At 52.4% G+C, this 17020-nt stretch carries 19 protein-coding genes and 1 tRNA gene; 11 read left to right on the top strand and 9 right to left on the bottom strand.

All coding sequences use genetic code 11. The features are described from left to right. Positions 1 to 19 precede the first annotated feature (19 nt). Entirely contained in the window at positions 20 to 697 is a 678-nt protein-coding gene (ybiX, locus tag AC1MDE_RS06955) for a PKHD-type hydroxylase YbiX (RefSeq protein ID WP_034824529.1), read from the top strand. Positions 698 to 951: 254 nt separating this feature from the next. Here ybiX and AC1MDE_RS06950 read toward each other — a convergent pair. The 3 genes from AC1MDE_RS06950 to AC1MDE_RS06940 all read right to left on the bottom strand — a co-directional run bounded on the left by AC1MDE_RS06950 (position 952) and on the right by AC1MDE_RS06940 (position 2749). Beyond that, a tRNA-Asn gene (locus AC1MDE_RS06950) sits at positions 952 to 1027 on the bottom strand. A gap of 103 nt (positions 1028 to 1130) precedes the next feature. Beyond that, on the bottom strand, positions 1131 to 1898 hold the full coding sequence (mtfA, locus tag AC1MDE_RS06945) for a DgsA anti-repressor MtfA (RefSeq protein WP_160868112.1): 768 nt from the start codon (positions 1896 to 1898) through the stop codon (positions 1131 to 1133). Positions 1899 to 2068: 170 nt separating this feature from the next. Then, positions 2069 to 2749: an ASCH domain-containing protein gene (locus tag AC1MDE_RS06940; RefSeq protein WP_045815144.1), complete on the bottom strand. Its 681-nt coding sequence runs from the start codon at positions 2747 to 2749 to the stop codon at positions 2069 to 2071. A 590-nt stretch (positions 2750 to 3339) separates the two neighbouring features. On the opposite strand from AC1MDE_RS06940, the gene AC1MDE_RS06935 reads away from it, so the two are divergent. Further along, positions 3340 to 4038, top strand: coding sequence for a phosphohydrolase (locus tag AC1MDE_RS06935; RefSeq protein WP_058959891.1), 699 nt, complete (start codon positions 3340 to 3342; stop codon positions 4036 to 4038). Positions 4039 to 4114: 76 nt separating this feature from the next. Continuing rightward, positions 4115 to 4363 carry a hypothetical protein gene (locus tag AC1MDE_RS06930; RefSeq protein ID WP_058959890.1) on the top strand — a complete coding sequence of 83 codons (249 nt, stop codon included), beginning with the start codon at positions 4115 to 4117 and terminating at the stop codon, positions 4361 to 4363. 43 nt (positions 4364 to 4406) lie between these two features. Here the strand turns inward: AC1MDE_RS06930 and AC1MDE_RS06925 are convergent, their stop codons facing one another. Further along, the gene (locus tag AC1MDE_RS06925) at positions 4407 to 6008 is read right to left on the bottom strand and encodes a methyl-accepting chemotaxis protein (RefSeq protein WP_058959889.1); all 1602 of its coding nucleotides are present in this window, start codon (positions 6006 to 6008) and stop codon (positions 4407 to 4409) included. Positions 6009 to 6130: 122 nt separating this feature from the next. Then, positions 6131 to 7531 carry a DNA (cytosine-5-)-methyltransferase gene (gene dcm, locus AC1MDE_RS06920; protein ID WP_479402555.1) on the bottom strand — a complete coding sequence of 467 codons (1401 nt, stop codon included), beginning with the start codon at positions 7529 to 7531 and terminating at the stop codon, positions 6131 to 6133. Positions 7532 to 7658: 127 nt separating this feature from the next. Between dcm and AC1MDE_RS06915 the strand changes: the two genes are divergently transcribed. The 6 genes from AC1MDE_RS06915 to dgcQ all read left to right on the top strand — a co-directional run bounded on the left by AC1MDE_RS06915 (position 7659) and on the right by dgcQ (position 11719). Further along, positions 7659 to 8135, top strand: a complete 477-nt coding sequence (locus AC1MDE_RS06915; protein ID WP_034824507.1) for a very short patch repair endonuclease — start codon at positions 7659 to 7661, stop codon at positions 8133 to 8135. 70 nt (positions 8136 to 8205) lie between these two features. Further along, entirely contained in the window at positions 8206 to 8481 is a 276-nt protein-coding gene (locus AC1MDE_RS06910) for a hypothetical protein (protein ID WP_034824504.1), read from the top strand. Positions 8482 to 8492: 11 nt separating this feature from the next. After that, positions 8493 to 9404, top strand: coding sequence for a DUF808 domain-containing protein (locus AC1MDE_RS06905; RefSeq protein ID WP_034824501.1), 912 nt, complete (start codon positions 8493 to 8495; stop codon positions 9402 to 9404). 36 nt (positions 9405 to 9440) lie between these two features. Continuing rightward, positions 9441 to 9575, top strand: coding sequence for a hypothetical protein (locus AC1MDE_RS06900; protein ID WP_255253243.1), 135 nt, complete (start codon positions 9441 to 9443; stop codon positions 9573 to 9575). Positions 9576 to 9755: 180 nt separating this feature from the next. Next, positions 9756 to 9935 (top strand): YodC family protein, encoded by a 180-nt coding sequence (locus AC1MDE_RS06895; RefSeq protein WP_034824498.1) that lies wholly within the window; start codon positions 9756 to 9758, stop codon positions 9933 to 9935. 131 nt (positions 9936 to 10066) lie between these two features. Next, positions 10067 to 11719 carry a cellulose biosynthesis regulator diguanylate cyclase DgcQ gene (gene dgcQ / locus AC1MDE_RS06890; RefSeq protein WP_058959888.1) on the top strand — a complete coding sequence of 551 codons (1653 nt, stop codon included), beginning with the start codon at positions 10067 to 10069 and terminating at the stop codon, positions 11717 to 11719. On the opposite strand, the gene AC1MDE_RS06885 is transcribed toward dgcQ, so the two are convergent. From AC1MDE_RS06885 to AC1MDE_RS06875, 3 genes are all read right to left on the bottom strand, one after another. Next, a complete protein-coding gene (locus tag AC1MDE_RS06885) occupies positions 11716 to 12936 on the bottom strand; it encodes a glycosyltransferase family protein (RefSeq protein ID WP_479402556.1) in 1221 nt (406 codons plus the stop codon). The genes dgcQ and AC1MDE_RS06885 overlap by 4 nt on opposite strands. A gap of 23 nt (positions 12937 to 12959) precedes the next feature. Continuing rightward, positions 12960 to 13757: a mannosyl-3-phosphoglycerate phosphatase-related protein gene (locus AC1MDE_RS06880; protein WP_058959887.1), complete on the bottom strand. Its 798-nt coding sequence runs from the start codon at positions 13755 to 13757 to the stop codon at positions 12960 to 12962. 358 nt (positions 13758 to 14115) lie between these two features. After that, positions 14116 to 14349, bottom strand: coding sequence for a DUF2525 domain-containing protein (locus tag AC1MDE_RS06875; RefSeq protein ID WP_058959886.1), 234 nt, complete (start codon positions 14347 to 14349; stop codon positions 14116 to 14118). Positions 14350 to 14667: 318 nt separating this feature from the next. On the opposite strand from AC1MDE_RS06875, the gene AC1MDE_RS06870 reads away from it, so the two are divergent. Beyond that, complete coding sequence (locus AC1MDE_RS06870; RefSeq protein WP_034824466.1) at positions 14668 to 14826, top strand: YqaE/Pmp3 family membrane protein; 159 nt, start codon at positions 14668 to 14670, stop codon at positions 14824 to 14826. Positions 14827 to 14893: 67 nt separating this feature from the next. Continuing rightward, positions 14894 to 15088 carry a protein DsrB gene (dsrB, locus tag AC1MDE_RS06865; RefSeq protein ID WP_480344421.1) on the top strand — a complete coding sequence of 65 codons (195 nt, stop codon included), beginning with the start codon at positions 14894 to 14896 and terminating at the stop codon, positions 15086 to 15088. Positions 15089 to 15166: 78 nt separating this feature from the next. Here dsrB and AC1MDE_RS06860 read toward each other — a convergent pair whose 3' ends face one another. After that, positions 15167 to 16873, bottom strand: coding sequence for a methyl-accepting chemotaxis protein (locus AC1MDE_RS06860; RefSeq protein WP_058959885.1), 1707 nt, complete (start codon positions 16871 to 16873; stop codon positions 15167 to 15169). Positions 16874 to 17020 lie beyond the last annotated feature (147 nt).

The raw sequence follows: 17020 nt of genomic DNA, 5'->3' as shown, positions 1-17020 counted from the left end.
TTTATGAGAGAACACCGCGATGATGTATCACATTCCTGCAGTGCTGACGCCTGAAGAGGTGGCAAATTTCAGTTCGCTGCTGCAACAGGCCGATTGGATTGACGGACGCGCCACGGTGGGCAGCCAGGGCGCAACGGTAAAAAATAATCAGCAGATTGATACGCGTACGCCGCTTTATGATCGGTTGCAAACAGCAGTGATGCAGGCTTTGAACAACAACCCGCTGTTCTTTTCTGCTGCGCTACCGCGTTCTATTTCTACACCGCTGTTTAACCGTTACGAACAGGGTGAAACCTACGGTTTTCACGTTGATGGCGCGGTGCGGCATAACGGCGCTGCCGGGTGGATGCGAACCGATCTCTCGGCCACGCTGTTTCTCAGTGAACCTGACAGTTATGACGGCGGCGAATTAGTGATTGAAGACACTTATGGTCAGCACAAGGTGAAATTACCTGCCGGCCATCTGGTGCTTTATCCTTCGAGTAGCCTGCACTGTGTCACACCGGTAACGCGCGGCGCGCGCGTGGCATCGTTTCTTTGGATTCAGTCGATGGTGCGTGATGATAAACAACGCGCCATGCTGTTCGAACTGGATCGCAATATCCAAAGCCTCAAAGCACGTCATGGCGATAGCGAGGAGCTGCTGTCTCTGCTGAACATGTATCACAACCTGCTGCGGGGTTGGACGGAAGTGTAGCGAATGAGGGCAGTTTGCGGAGTGCACGTACACAACCTGATGGCTCAAAGGTTCATTTTTGAACCTTTGGCGTGTTTTCATTGGGAAGGTGGGCGTCAAAAATACATAAAAGGGTATGAAAGGTTCAAAAATGACCCTTTTGCGATCTGAATCTGCCACAGGATGTCGATGCCAGTTTTTTAGAGACGAGGGAACGCAACGTGATGAAAAGCAAAAAACCCGCTCAGGTTTCCCTGAGCGGGTTTCTCTAAATATGGCTCCTCTGACTGGACTCGAACCAGTGACATACGGATTAACAGTCCGCCGTTCTACCGACTGAACTACAGAGGAATCGTGTGAACGAGGCGCATATTAATGGCACCTCATTAATGTGTCAACAGCTAAAAATACATTTGTATTCAACTGGCTAGCAATAGTACAAAGCGATCGCGATTTAAGCAGAACCTGCTGCAAGACGCGCCATCGGGTCCTGGCGATAAAACTGCTGTAAGTGGCGATACATCGCAGGGAAGCGATCCGCCAGTAAATCTGGGGCGCTGAAAAAGTACTCCGACAGCACGGCAAAGCACTCGGCGGGATCGCTGGCGGCGTAGGGATCGATGGTTGCCGCCTGTTCACCCACCAATTCCACTTCCGCCTCTATCTCTTCCATCGCTTGTAGCAAGTCCTTCTCCCATTGGGCGACATCTCGTAAGGCAATCACGGGAATACCGCTGGTATAGCCGCTGCCGCGTGCATCGAGTTTATGCGCAATTTCATGGATGACGAGGTTGTAGCCGGAAAGATCGAAAGAGTCCTGAATATCCAACGCGTTTAATACCACCGGGCCTTGCGTCCAGCTTTGACCGGCATGCACCGCTGGAGCCTGATGGACTAAGCCGCTGCTGTCTTCCCAACGGTCATCGACATTGAACGGTTCGGGATAAATTAACACTTCATGAAAGCCATCCAGCCACTCCAGACCGAGCTTCAACACGGGCAGGCAAAACAGCAAGGCAAGACGTGCCAGCTGCCGTTCATCGAGTTGCAGCCCATTCAACAGCGAGATTTTTTTTTGTTGCAGAAAGCGTTGGGCAAGCGTGGTCAGGGCGCTTTGCTCTTCAGTCGTGAGCAGTGAAAAGATCGGTTGCGCCAGCGCCTGTTGCCAGGGAAGCGCCGTGACAGTGGTATCTACCTGCGCATTCCATGGCCATTTGAACATCGCGCGACTCACTCTGCAGGGCGGAAAGGGTTATCCTGGCGCGACAAAAAGAAAAATGCCAGCGCGGAATCAAAGCAGTGTATTCAATCAGTTACTGCAGGTTTTTTCTGTGATTAAGATGGCAAAGCAGGAAAATTGCCCTCACCCAGGCGGGGGAGGGCTGAAGACAGTTAACTCTCGCGATCAACGCGTTGAAACTCGATCACCCATACCCACGGGTTCACTTCCCAACTGGTGGCGCCATACTGCTTTTGCCACGCTTTACGATAGGCTTCTTTCGGCGATTCTGCGTTCATGTTCATCGTAAAGAAGTTATTCAGGAAGTGCGTATCCGTTTGTACGCCCTCAGCCATGATGTCATCTTCACTGATGTCCTGAATCTTTTCAGCACGTACCGAGGTAATCGCCAAATCAATACGGCTGGCCCAGCGCGGCATATGAATCGCCGTTTGCCAACCAAACTGCTCGGCGTGCTCCACATCTTCATCCAACTGACCCAGTTCATTGCTGTCGGAACGATACTGACAGAAAGCCGGGCTACGGAACGGCAGTGGATCGCGTTCATATTCGGCGAGTTGTTCTTCTGGCACGATGGGGCCGCGCCAGGTTTCACGCACCCACAATCGGTCACCCGCCTGGCCAAACGGGCAGTGAGAGCTGACATCTGCCATCGACATCAATTTATAGCCATGCAGATGGTTGGCGCTAACGTCAAATGCATGCACGCCTTCGTGATGATCCTGGCCTGGGCCAAAAGCCTGGGTTTTCATAATGCGCCGGGTTTGCGTCTGCTGGCCAACCAGCAGGGCGCGGACCCGCTGTTCGGAAAAAAGAATCGGCCGTTCTTTCATTACGTACCTCATGTAGTGTTACTCACCCGGAAAACTTCGACGAATCACCCGCATCAGCAGATGTGAGAGTTAGCATAATGGGTTTGAATCAATTTGCTTAATAATTTGTCGCCTCAGTATCAGGCTATTCCTGCATATTCCGGTTTTAAAAATGGCGCTTAAGCAAAATACATGCTGGAAATGCCTTCTCAGGCGATAAAGAACCAGAAATATCCCCTATACAGTACGTTATAACGGCCTGCATGGGAATCTTTTCAGATTTTCCCGTGAGTGTTTATCGCTTTTACCTTGTGATAGTTAGCATCATTAACTGGAATAATTCAAAAGCGTGAATATTGTTGATGGTAGAAATAGATTACGCATGTTTAACAGATTTATTTAACTGAAATGACGCTAAGGAAATGCCTAAAACGTGATCTCCGCTGGGAAAGCGACATTAACAGCGCTATAACAAGATCGGGATCGCATTTTTACGCTTTGCACATCCAGGAAGGATGTAAAAAAAGTGTCACGACCAGACCGCTATGATGTCCCCAGGAGCAGCACCCTGAATTGGCGGTGCTTTTATAACAGCAATAAGGAGAAGCACGATGTCACTCACCCGCTGGCAACAACGCTACGAGAACTGGCTGCAGCAAAACTGGCTGCACGATGATAAAGCCCATGATATCGCGCACCTGCGTCGTGTCTGGATGAGCGCCACGCGCATCATGCAGCACAGTGCAGCCGATCCTATGGTGGTCCTCACCGCCTGTTACTTCCATGATGTGGTTAACCTTCCCAAAAACCATCCAGAGCGCCATCTGGCTTCCACCTATGCCGCTGAAGAGACACGCCGAATTTTGCAGCAGGACTTTCCCGATTTCCCCCTGGAATTGCTCGAGGGCGTCGCACATGCCGTCCAGGCGCACAGTTTCAGCGCACGCATCACGCCACTGACATTGGAAGCAAAAATTGTTCAGGATGCCGATCGCCTCGAGTCTCTGGGTGCTATTGGCCTCGCACGCGTTTTCTATACGGCCGGGGCGTTGGGCCGTCCGCTGTTTGACAGCGAGGATCCATTAGGAAAAGAGCGTGAATTAGACGATGTGAAATGGACGCTGGATCACTTCCAGAAGAAACTTTTACGCTTACCCGAAACCATGCAAACCGAAGCGGGACGCCTGCTAGCGGAGCATAACGCGGATTTCCTGGTGCACTATATGGCTAAGCTATGCGCGGAATTGCAGGGCAATCTCACCAGCATTGATGAGTCGGTATTAAGGGATTTCAGCCCTATACACTCTTAATATTAAATTTTTATGACAGTCTGTTAACTTTCATCTTCTTCCGCTACGTTGTTGTAAATCAAAAGGGAGTATGAAGATGACCGAGACCGTTAACTTAACCATTAAAATTGACCCGACGCTGAAAGAGCACATCAAACAGTTAGCCGCCGATAACCAAATCTCCATGAGTCAGGAGATCGTTAACCGCCTGCAGGCCAGTTTACATGCTGTTGAGCAACCGGCGGTTGATAGTCTGAATACCGAAGAAGCGGTGGCTGAACAGCTCTCCGCGTCTGAACTGAAGCAGGTACGTGCACTGCTGAAGAAAGGCAAAAAGAAAAAATAAGCGATATAAAACCCGTCATTGACGGGTTTTTTTATCTTTGTACTCAAGCGGCATCGACGCGGAATTGCTGTGCCCGCTGGGCGAGGCGATCAGAGAGTTCACGCAGTTGCGTAGCCGAATTGACCTGATGGGCGTTGAGCGCTTCGTTTTGCTGTAGCTGATTACTCATCTCCACCACTTCGTGCGCAATTTTACTGACGCGGTGACTTTGCGCAGTGCTATTTTGCTGCAACTCATCGAGCTGCGTTACGACCCCCGAAACCGCACTGCTGATTTGTGTAAACAACACTTCCAGCGCTTTCACTTTGTCAAAACCATCATTCACATGCTGCTGAGTGTGCTGAATTAAACCATCAATCTGACGCGTTGATTCACCACTCTTTTGCGAGAGCAGCCCCATCTCTTTGGCGACAACGGAGAAACTGCGACCGTACGATCCGGCGTGGGCGGATTCAATCGCGGCATTCAACGACAGCAAACGGGTTTGCATCGACAGGCTATCCAGCATGCCGACAATTCCGGCGATATCACCCGAAGCTGTAACGATCTGCTGCATTTTGAGTTCCATATTGTCGACTTCCGTGGCGCAGTTGCGCATCAGGGCATCGGCTGACTGTGCCTCCTGCGTGGCCTGCTGCGAGAACTGCGCACCAATTTCGACTTCTTCAGACACGCGATGTAAACGCTGTGACAGATGGTGGAAGCTGGCATTCTGCGCCTGGTGTTGCTGCATCACCTGTTCATTATGCTGCTGCATATCTTCTGCACCCGCCGCCACGCTCACAGCAACGGTATTAATGTCGCTGACAATCTGCTGCAGACCGAAACGCATTGATTCGATCGACTGAAACAGCTGGCGCGTCTCTAAGCACTGGCGGCGTGGCGTATCATGACTCGGGACTAAATCACCGGTGGCAATCTGCTCCAGCTGCCGGTTGGCACGACGCAGCGGCAACAGCACGCCGCGCATCAACAGACTGGAGGCCAGCACCAGCAGCGCCATCAAAATGGCACTGACGATCAGCGACATGTTGCGACTCTGCTTTAGCGTACTGAGGGTATTTTGATTGACGCTGCTCAACTGATGGTTGGCTTGTTCAATCTCGCTGAACCAGGCATCGTTAAACTGCTGCTGGAATGCCTGCATCGGCACCATAAAGAAGGCATTGATGTCATTGGCCGCTAACCCTTTCAACTGCTCTTGCAAACCTTCCGCTAACATCGCAAAGCCCTGAGCCAGCGGACTGTCTGCTTTAGCATGGTAGGCGGTGAACAGTGCCTGCGCTTTTTTTAACGAATCATCAGAAGCGGCCGCCAGACTTTTCCAGCTATCGACTGAGCCACTTTGCTGATCCTGCATTAAATAGATACCAGCACGGTGGCTGTTATCACTGGCGGTGAGCAATTCGATACGTGCTTTATCCAGCAGGGCCAATCTTTCCCGCAGTTGGTTGGCTTGCTGGAGTGACGTTTGCGTCTGATTAACGTGATTGCTGAGCAGCAGTACGCCCGCGAACTGCAGGAGACAGAACAGCACGATAAACAGCAAAAACTGGTTACGAAGACTGGTGAGCCAAAGCGGCAAACGCCAGGTAAGACGTGTACGTAAACGCAGCGGTAACGAGATTACAGAAAGGAGTGACATCTAACGCCCCCAAAAATAAAAAGGAGTATTGAGAGCGGGCGTGACAGTTTGGTGACAATAGACGCGTTTCAGCGCAAAACAGCATAATACGCGTCCCTAAAGGAAATTGTGGACCTGTGGCGCTAAGTGTTTTGGCTAAGATGTTGTTCGATAAGCGGCGAAAGTAACTGTGCCACAGCAGCAAAAACCGGGACCACCACTGAATTACCAAACTGCTTATATGCCTGGGTATCCGAAACCGGAATACGGAACTGGCTTTGTCCCGGTGCCTCAAATCCCATCAGTCGGGCGCATTCGCGCGGTGTTAACCGACGCGGACGCAGAGCCATATTGCTGGCGAGCTGGAAATCCGCTTCCCCCTGCGCCTGATCCCAGCCGCGGTCGATCAGAATTTCTGAGCCGTCTTTATAATAGCGCGCGGACAGGGTGCGAACACACACGTTGGGATTGCGGGGATCGTTAAGACCAAAGCCGAAGCCATTGCCTTTGGCTTTGTGCTTTTTGGCGTATTGATAGAGATAGTTCCACAGTGTCGGCGACAGGATGTATTTCGCATCTGGCGTCGGCTCCAGCAAGCTTTGCAGCGTGGGCACCTGCTGCGGATAGAGTTGAGAAAGCGCGCGCAGTGAAAAACCGTCGCTCAATCCGGTGTCACGACGAATACCCACCAGCACAATGCGTTCGCGATGCTGCGGCAGGAAATGGCGCGCATCCACCACTTTCGCATCGGGTGTTGCGCTATCGGCCGCATCGGCAACGTCGTAGCCAAGTTCATCCAGCGTCGCCATAATGATGGCGAAGGTGCGTCCTTTGTCATGACTCTTGAGGTTTTTCACGTTTTCCAGCACGAAGAACGGCGGCTTTTTGGCAGCGAGAATGCGGGCAACATCGAAAAACAACGTGCCCTGCGCTTCACACTCAAAACCGTGCGCACGACCTAACGCATTTTTTTTACTGACGCCGGCCAGTGAAAATGGCTGGCAGGGAAAACCCGCCAGCAGCACCTGATGATCGGGGATGGTTTGATCGATGTGCTGATAAATCGCCTGTTCGTCAGTGAGTCCTGCGGGCTGCGTCACCAAACGAATATCGCTATTGAACTGATGCCGTTGCGGATCGCTATAGTGATTGGCTTTATAAGTACGGACCGCTTCTTTATTCCATTCACTGGTGAACACGCACTGACCGCCAATTTGCTCGAAACCACGACGAATCCCGCCGATACCGGCAAACAGATCGACAAATTGAAATTTAGGCGCGGCGTAATGTGCAGGGCGCGAAGGTAATAACGCTTGCAGACTGCTGACTTCATCGCTGGAAAGGGCAGGAACGGCGCTTTTGCCCTGGCGAATGCGATTCATACGCGGCACGCTCCAGTCGCATCCGCCCGCCTCGGTTAAGGTTTGCACCACATCGCGTGCGGCATAGATATCGAGGACCTGCATTAACAGCGATGTGGCGTCATCCGAAGGGGAAGAAAATGAGGAGGGTGAAACCGTCGCGGCGGGATCGATAGCAAGCATGCGTTTTTCCTTAACAGTGAAGCCGCTATGCTATCACTCCTCGCGTCTTCACACACTTGTTGCGCGTGCCTTTCGCTTTCACGCCAAACCGCTAAAGTTGTAGAAGCCCCAATAAAAAGGAGACGCCATGGTCGACGTCCATTCGCAAGCTATTCGCAGCAAAAATATGCGTGCCATTCGCAATCAGGACACGGCGATTGAGCAGCGTATCGCGTTGATTTTGAAAGATCGTGGCTTCAACTATCGTGTACAAGATAAAGCATTGCCGGGTCGGCCAGACTTTGTTTTGCCACACGAGCGGGCGATCATCTTTGTCCATGGCTGCTTCTGGCATCGTCATCACTGCTATTTATTCAAGATGCCCGCCACGCGCACTGAGTTCTGGAACGGCAAAATTAACAGCAACGTTGAACGCGACCGCCGTTATATCGGGCAGTTACAACAAAGCGGCTGGAAGGTACTGATTGTCTGGGAATGTGCGCTGCGCGGCAAATTGCGCCTGGAAGATGAGGCGTTGATTGAACGACTGGAAGAGTGGCTGCTGGCCGCCATGCACAGTGGCGAAATCGATCATCAGGGCTTGCATCACTATCGTGTTGAATAGCGTGCGATTGTTGCTTTTAGCCGCCATAACAGTTTAGATCTTCTCTTTCTCTGGGACGCGGAATCGAGCCATGAGCAGCATCAAACTGACGGTCAAACGCCTGTATCAACTCCGTGATGAGCGGATGGTGAACACCCATGCAACGGCACGCATTTATTTAGGCGAGCAACTGGTGGCCACCGAGGAGATCAGCGGAATGACGGAAAGTCCGGTCAGCAAATATGTGCACGCTGGCGATCTTGCCGGGCAAACACTTCGCGTCGAATGGGACTGTGCGGGCATCGCTGATATGTCAGTGACGGCGGTTGAGCGATGCCCCTGTTGTCAGGATCACGAACCGGAATAAGGATAACTATTTTGGCAGGAACCAGTTTACTCACGCTTCTGGATGACATTGCGACGCTGCTTGATGATATTTCAGTGATGGGCAAAGTCGCGGCAAAGAAGACCGCTGGCGTATTGGGTGATGATCTCTCACTCAATGCGCAGCAGGTCACCGGCGTAAAAGCCAACCGTGAATTACCCGTGGTCTGGAGCGTCGCAAAAGGCTCATTTCTTAATAAATTAATTCTGGTGCCGCTGGCGCTGATTATCTCGGCGTTTGCGCCCTGGCTAATCACACCGCTGTTGATGTTGGGCGGCGCTTACCTTTGCTATGAAGGCGTGGAAAAGGTGCTGCACAGCCTGAATCACGATAAGGCAGAAAGCAGCCCGGAGGCACGTCAACAGCGTCTGGATAAGCTGGCGCAGCAGGATCCGCGCCAGTTCGAAAAAGATAAAGTGAAAGGCGCTGTACGCACAGATTTCATTCTTTCTGCGGAAATTGTGGCAATCACCTTAGGGATTGTCTCTGAAGCGCCGCTGTTGAATCAGGTGCTGATTCTGGCGGGGATTGCGATTCTGGTGACGATTGGTGTTTACGGCATCGTGGCGATGATCGTGAAAATCGACGACCTCGGATACTGGCTGCGGGAAAAGTCCTCCACGCTGGCTCAGGCGACTGGCGGTGCGCTATTGGCGCTGGCCCCCTGGTTGATGAAGGTGTTAACGGTGGTGGGCACGGTGGCAATGTTCCTGGTCGGTGGCGGCATTATTGTGCACGGTATCGCGCCGTTGCATCACGCGATTGAGGAGTACAGCAGCGGCTTCCATGGCGTTATCTCCGCCTTGCTGAGCAACGGTGCCAATCTGGTACTCGGCTTTATCATTGGGTCGATCGTGCTGTTGGCGGTAAATCTGGTTGCGAAAGTACGCGGTAAATCGGTATAAAGCGCAGGAATTTATCAATCACGGGTCAGGAGAACGATGATGAACGACGATATGTTTGAATTTGATATCGATGCGCAGCTGGAACAGGCTGAAGCGAAAGCGGCTGAAAAAGCCAATGAAGTCCCGGCTGATATCAGCGACGAAGCGGACTGCGAAGGTTGCAAAATCTGATTTCCCACCCGGGAAAGTGTTTCAAAGCCGATAATAATTTTTATCGGCTTTTTTTATAAACAACATTTTACACTGCTTATTCCGATTTCGTCACAGTAATAACATTATCCTATAGGCATAAATGGGGTGCAGCTGCTATAACTTTATCCGTTCATTCAACGGAAAAAGGGAGGGCGCGGTATGACCTTTGCGATCAGTGATGAAGTTCAGCACAAAGAGGGCGGACCCACGATGGTGGTGACCGGCTATGCCAGCGGAATGGTAGAGTGTCGTTGGTATGATGGCTACAGCGTGCGACGCGAGGCGTTCCGTAGTGACGAACTGAGTCACTTATCCGGAGCGCGCCAGCTGGCCAGCTAAGCGTGTGCGGGACGGTCAATCCGTCCCGTTGCGTTTTTACCTCTCTGATTTTCCTTTGATCCCTGCCTGTACGACTTTTCTCCTGCTGACTACACTTTTCGCATCCGCCCTTGATTGAATAACTGTTGCCCATGCCCACTTCGCCTTTGACGCCACGCACAGGTAATCCTTTTTTGCCGGTGCATCTCTGCTTTCTGGCGGTCTTTTTGTTCTCTGCATTCCTTACCGTGCATGAAGCGATTGAGCTAAAAAATAACTATGAGGAGCGTCAGCGCGCACAACTGGCTGAAATCCAGAAAAACCTCGACAGCCGATTTCAGGAAAGCATCGATGAATTGACATATTACGAGAGAATGCTCAACTATGCGTTGATGCATCCGCTGGATTCGAGTCAAACGCGCGAAGCCATTACCCGCTTTCAACAATTGCGCCAGCAAACGACCTGGCAGTTAAAGTTGGCTAGCCTGCGCAGTATGCCGTTGAATGGCGTGAGTGACAGTTGGTTAATGCGCGATCCCCTGCTGCTGCGCAACAGCGATCACATCAATGCGGAATTGCGCGCCGCCATGGAATTCAGCTTTATCATGCAGTTCAGCGACCCGGGACAGGATTTTCACTCACGCTTTTGGTATATCTCGCGCGCCGGTTTTTTTATCAGTTCAAGGCCTCCGCAAAGTCCGCAAGAGCTGATAGAAAGCTATACCACCATGACGGAGCGCCCCTATTTTCGCGATCAGGCACCGGATAATCCGCAGCGCGGTCGATTGCGCTGGAGTGAAGCCTATCAGGGTGAATTTAACGAAGGGTTAATGATGACAGTGAGCACGCCGATCGTCAGTCATGGTTACTGGTACGGTGTACTGTCGATGGATTTCACCCAGGCGCGGATACATGGGTTGATGGCCGAAGCACGCCATAGCTTGCTGCAAGGCAAGTTGCTGATGGTAGACCGCTCACTGAATGAAATCACCCGCTTGCATGCGCCAAACGATCAACCGCTAATGCCGGAGCAACAGTCGCGGCTGGAAGCGCAAATCAGAGAGCAGCCCGCTGGCGTGATGCGCCTCGGCACCCAGTTTGCCAGCTGGAGCAAATTAAAGAATGTGGACGCGTATATCGTGAATATTCAGAGCCTGAGGCAGGGGATGTCACAGGAACTGGGCCGCGTATCGCTGTTCTTGCTCGGCATGTGGTTGCTGTTTGTACTGCTACTGCTGGTCGTGCATCAGGTCATTATTCGTCTGGTGCGCCGTATGGACGATCTATCCGCCAAACTCACCTGGCGCGCCAATTACGACGGTATGACGCGGTTGCTCAATCGCAATGCGTTCTTTGAGCAGTTTGTGGCGATCTCAGCCCGCAGCCAGCAGCAGCAAACGCCCCTCGCGGTGATTCAGCTGGATGTCGATCACTTTAAGAAAGTGAACGATACCTGGGGACATGCGGCAGGCGATCAGGCATTGATTCGGGTGGCGGGCGTGATTAGCCATACGCTGCGTAAATATGATGTGGCGGGCCGTATCGGCGGAGAGGAGTTTTGTATTGTACTGCCGGAAACTACGTTGGCGGATGCCAGTGCAGTTGCGGAACGCATCCGTGCGCGTTTAGCGGCAAAAACGATTCTCGTGAATGCCAGCACCACGTTTAGCGTCACCCTGTCGGCTGGCGTGACCGGCAGCGAAGAGCAGGGCGATTATCATGCCGAGAGCCTGCAAGCCACCGCCGATCGCCGCCTGTATCTGGCGAAAACCGGCGGCCGCAACCGCGTGGTGGCAGAAGATTAAACCTTGCCTTCGTTATCTTCCTCCACCGCCTGATAAATCCGCTGCAGGATATCCGGAAACGCCGATTGCACGCGGCTCCAGCTGGGAATGAAAGGTTTCTCATTGGGCCGCTCAATAAAGGATTGCCCGGCATCAAGTATCGCCTGGGTGAACATCTCGACCGCCGCCTCCTCAATATGCTGATCAAACTTCAGGCCATTCATTGTCGCTTCGTGGTTGTAGATCTCCATCATATCCAGCGCATTGCGATAATAAGTGGCTTTGAGCACGCGGAATGAGTCACTGGTGAGTGGCACGCCCATGGTCGCCAGCTTGCGCAGTAACGACTGGACAATATCATTGCTCATACGTTTCAGGCCGCCGGTGCCATCTTCTTCTGCCAATGGTTGATGTTTATGATCGTAGTTATCGGCAATTTCCACCTGACAGGTTTGTCGCGTGGTGTAGTTGCGATAAATCTCCGACAGCACGCCGATTTCCAGCCCCCAGTCGCCGGGAATTTTAATGCCGTTCAGCACATGGGTACGCATGGCGAATTCGCCAGACAGCGGATAGCGGAAGCTGGTGAGGTAATCCAGATATTCAGAATGGCCATACACTTTTTGTAGCGAACGCAGCAGCGGGCCGACCAGCAAGCGGCCTACGCGACCATTAAGCTTGCCGTCCGCGACGCGCGCGTAGAACCCTTTGCAGAACTCATACTGGAAAGCTGGATTGGCAAGCGGATAGAGCAAGCGCGCCAGCATGCTGCGCTCATAGGTGACGATATCGCAGTCATGCAGCGCCACGCACTGGGTGCGATCCGAGGCCAGCGTATACCCGGTGCAGAACCACACGTTGCGTCCTTTACCCGGCTGGCTAGGCGACAACCCTTCTTTATCCAGTTCAGCATCCAGCGCTTTCAATCGGGGTCCATCATTCCACAGGATGCGATGGCGTTGTGGCAAACGAGAAAAGAACTCGCGAGCAAAGAGAAACTGGTCGCGGTCAGCACGATCGAGACCGATGACGATCTCATCCAGATAAGGCACTCTGGCCAGCTCATTGACGATGTTATCCAGCGCCGGACCTTCCAGTTCGGAGAACAGGGAAGGCAGGATTAGCCCCATTTTGCGTTTACGCGCGAAACGTACCATCTCTTTTTCCAGCGATTCAACGCTGCGTTGGGTGAGATTATGAAAGTTAGTAATGACACCATTTTGGTAAAAATCACTCATTTTCTCATCCTTAGGTCAGAGGGTTATTCGGGTTGCGCGAGAAAATAGTCCAGCCCTTCACGCCAGCCCAGCGGGCCAGCATGCGCGGTGTGATAGACATTTTGTTGATCGCGGCGCGTGAGGATCACCGGGGTTTTACTGAATCCTTTAATCACCACGGCATAATCGACCTGCTCCAGCATCGGCACATCATTGGGGCCATCACCGAGGCCGAGGGTGGTCCGCTTCTCTCCACTGCGCTGTTCGAGATGCTGCTGCAGCTGCTGCAGTGCGATGCCTTTACCGCAGCCCTCTGGCATCACATGCCAGAATCGTCCCCCCTGGGTGAGCGCCAGGTTGTGTTCCGCCAGCGCCATACGAAAATCCTCCAGCTTTTCACTGTCATCGCGCCAGAGTATGACTTCTGAAGCATTGCGCAGTCGGCTCTGGCTGGCTTCGGCCAGGGTTAATCCGGTGAAGCGGGCCACTTCCGCATCGCTAAAGTCGTGAAAACCGCTGAAGCGGAAAGTGGATTGCAGGGTATTCAGAGAGCGGCACAGCGCAAGATAGTGTTCACCCGGTTCCTCCGCTGCAATTTGCTCGCCATCAAAAGCGATAAAAGCCCCGTTTTCAGCGATGAAAGGGGTACCGGAAAGACCCAGGCGTTTCTGTAAGGGGATCATTTCAGCGGCCGTTTTACTGGAACAGAACACCACGGGAATCGCCTGCTGCTTGAGGCGCTGCAACCATTCACTGGCGGCATCCCAGTTGTAATCATGATGATCCAACAACGAGCCATCGAGATCGGTCACAATCATCAGCGACGAGTTAAGTCTGAGCATCAACACTCCTTACGCCAGGCGCGTCCGTAAAGCAGAGAGTAATCAGTATAATAGCGTTATGACGATCACACTTTTATGCGAGTGGCTCACGTCAATTTCCAGGATAAATCTTAAATCTACAGGGTGACGATTAGGGACGTACACACATTGCGCATAAAAGAAACACAGTAGGCACACGGTGTTTTCGGTAACAAATGGGGAAGGTCATGCTTTTTTGTTCGTTTTATACGCCAGATTGGGACTTGTCTTGTGTTGACTAAAGCGTAGTCTGACTCAGGTGTTAAGAATTTCCTGGTGTAACGAATTCACTGATTTATTTTACCCGGCCATCCCGCCGGGTATTTTTTTGAAATCGATTTCAACGGTTAACTTCAGTGATCGAGAAGTCACGGATATCGAGTTCAAATGCTTCAGCCAGATCGATATAAGAGTCATAGGCTTCACCATTCACTTTCACCCGGTGAGCGTGTTCCGCTTCCATGAACTCTTTAACCTCGCCTGAGGTTTTCTTCTGAATCGCTTCCAGCAATGCTTCAACGTCAATGTTCACTTCGCGCTGCACATTATCACTGTACTCTTTTGCGGTTGTCATGGTCGGCCTCCCAGAGGCGATGAGATTCTATATCAGTATAGACAACGGGAAGAATGGGCAGGAAAGGGCAGATTTCAGGCAAAAAAAAGCCCGCGCTGCGCGGGCAAAAATCCTTGTTACTTTTAGGTTGACTGCGCCTTTGGGGTTGGTGCAGTACGAAGAAGTGTACGGGCTACCCGCGTCAGAAGTCTCTCTGCGTACTGTTAAGAAAGTGAAAAGCCGCGGTTTGACAGAACTTTACCCGTCTGTCATCGCATCAAGCGAATCAGCGGCTATGCTTAGAGCTTGACGATAAATAAGTGATATCAGGGAGTTAGTATGGATTTTATTCGAATTGTGATTGCGATTTTACTGCCACCGCTGGGTGTATTTCTGCAGGTGGGCTTTGGCGGCGCCTTCTGGCTGAATATCCTGCTCACGCTGTGCGGTTATATCCCGGGCATTGTGCATGCAGTGTGGGTAATCGCCCGACGCTGATCCGGATCAGGCGGCCGCCATTTTCTTCCGTTACACTGTATTCAGGACAATATCTGGAGAGTAATCAATGCAGGTGAATGACCGCGTAACGGTAAAAACCGATGGCGGCCCACGTCGCGTGGGTACAGTACTGTCAGTTGAAGGTTTTAATGAAGGGACCATGTACCTGGTGGCGCTGGAGGATTATCCGCTGGGGATTTGGTTCTTTAATGAAAGCGACCATGCGGAAGGGGTGTTTGTTGAGCCCTACGAGGAAGCTTAAGACTGCATAAAAAAATCAGGTGCACATAAGGTGCACCTGATGCATATCAACCCCTGCCATCAATGACGGCGAGAGGGTTTAGAACGTTTCCCAGTTGTCGTTACTGTTCGCCGCTGCCAATGCTGGACGCGGTGTCAGCGTCGGGGCCTTCAGGGTGCCTGATGAAGGTGTCATCACTCGCGATGCGGGTGAATCGTTAAGTTTAAATGCCGCAACGGCCTGTGTCAGACGACCCGCCTGATCTTCCAGCGAGGCGGCCGCTGAAGAGGCTTCTTCCACCAGCGAGGCGTTCTGCTGCGTCACGTTGTCCATCTCGGTAACCGCCAGACTCACCTGCTGAATGCCACGGCTCTGCTCATCGGAGGCGGCGGCAATTTCCGACATAATATCGGTGACGCGACGCACCGCCTCGACGATCTCACCCATGGTTGAGCCGGCTTCGCCCACCTGATGTGAACCGTTATTAATCAGATCAACCGACTCGGCAATCAGCGTTTCAATCTCTTTCGCGGCCTGGGCACTGCGCTGGGCCAGATTTCGTACTTCGCTCGCTACGACGGCGAAACCACGCCCTTGCTCACCGGCACGCGCTGCTTCTACCGCCGCGTTCAGCGCCAGGATGTTGGTCTGGAAGGCGATACTGTTAATGACGTTGGTGATCTCAGCAATTTTCTTCGAGCTGCCAGAGATATTGTTCATGGTTTTCACCACGCCATGCACCAACTCACCACCGCTACGGGCTTTGCCGGAAGCATCCGCAGCCAGTTGACTGGCATGGTGGGCGTTTTCCGCATTTTGCTTCACGGTTGCGGTGAGCTGTTCCATGCTGGCAGCGGTTTGCTCCAGCGCAGAAGCCTGCTCCTCAGTGCGTGAAGACAAATCGGTGTTACCGGCTGAGATCTCGCTGGAACCCTGATAGATGGCAACGGCGCCTTCGCGGACGGTGCCTACGGTACGCACCAGTGCGGCCTGCATCAGTTGCAGATTATGCAACAGGCTACCGATCTCGCTACGGCCATACGCTTGTTCCGGTGCGGTCAGATCGCCCTGCGCAATACGCTCAATACGCTCAACCGACTGACGCAGCGGGCTGATCACCACACGGCGAAGGAAGACGAAGGTGAGGAGCACCAATACCAGTGCAGCAGCAAAGGCCACAGCCATGGCAATAAAGCCGACGCGGGACTGGTGCGCAGCTTCCGCGTTGATCGCTTCGGCACGGTCAGTACGAATTTTTATCGCTTTCAGTAATACCGCGTTATACGCATCATCCAACTTGCGTGTCACGTCGGTTTCCTGCGCCACGATCCCTTCGAAGCTGCCTTGCTTAGCCGACTCAATCATCGGCTTCAATCCCTTGTCGATATAGTCATTGAATGCCGCGGTAAGTGGCGCATCCAGCGCGATATCCTCCGGCGTTTTCGCCTTGCGGTCCATGTAAGTTTTAAAACCGTCACGCGCTTGCTTGATGCGGGTCTCCGTGCGCGCCAGATCGGCACGATAGCCGTCCATTTCACCGATGCGGGCAGCGGCGCCGGATTGCAGCACGTTCAGACGAGCGGTACGCAAATGGTTCGAGCTATTAGAGATGCCCATACGGATTTGAATTTCATCCGTCGCATCGTTGAGGGAATTATTACTCTGGGTTAAAAAATAGCTGGCGAGGCCGATACACAGGGCAAAAAGCAGCAGAATGCCACCAAAGATCATGCTGAAAAGAGGCATCAGGCGCAGGTTCTGCCAGATGCTGAGCTTATATTGCTCATCAATCGATGCTGTTTTCATATCCTTGCTCTCATTTTGGGTAGGTGTTCTGAGAACAAGCATCGGCAGTTCAGGCTAAAGGATTAGGGGGCGAAGTGAGACCTGGCTCGCAGATCCAGGCAAAACGACAAAGGGCCAATCTGCGGATTGGCCCTTTGTCGGCTACGG

The sequence above is a fragment of the Pantoea folii genome (genome assembly GCF_056678875.1).
This window is presented reverse-complemented; position numbering and strand designations above follow the sequence as displayed.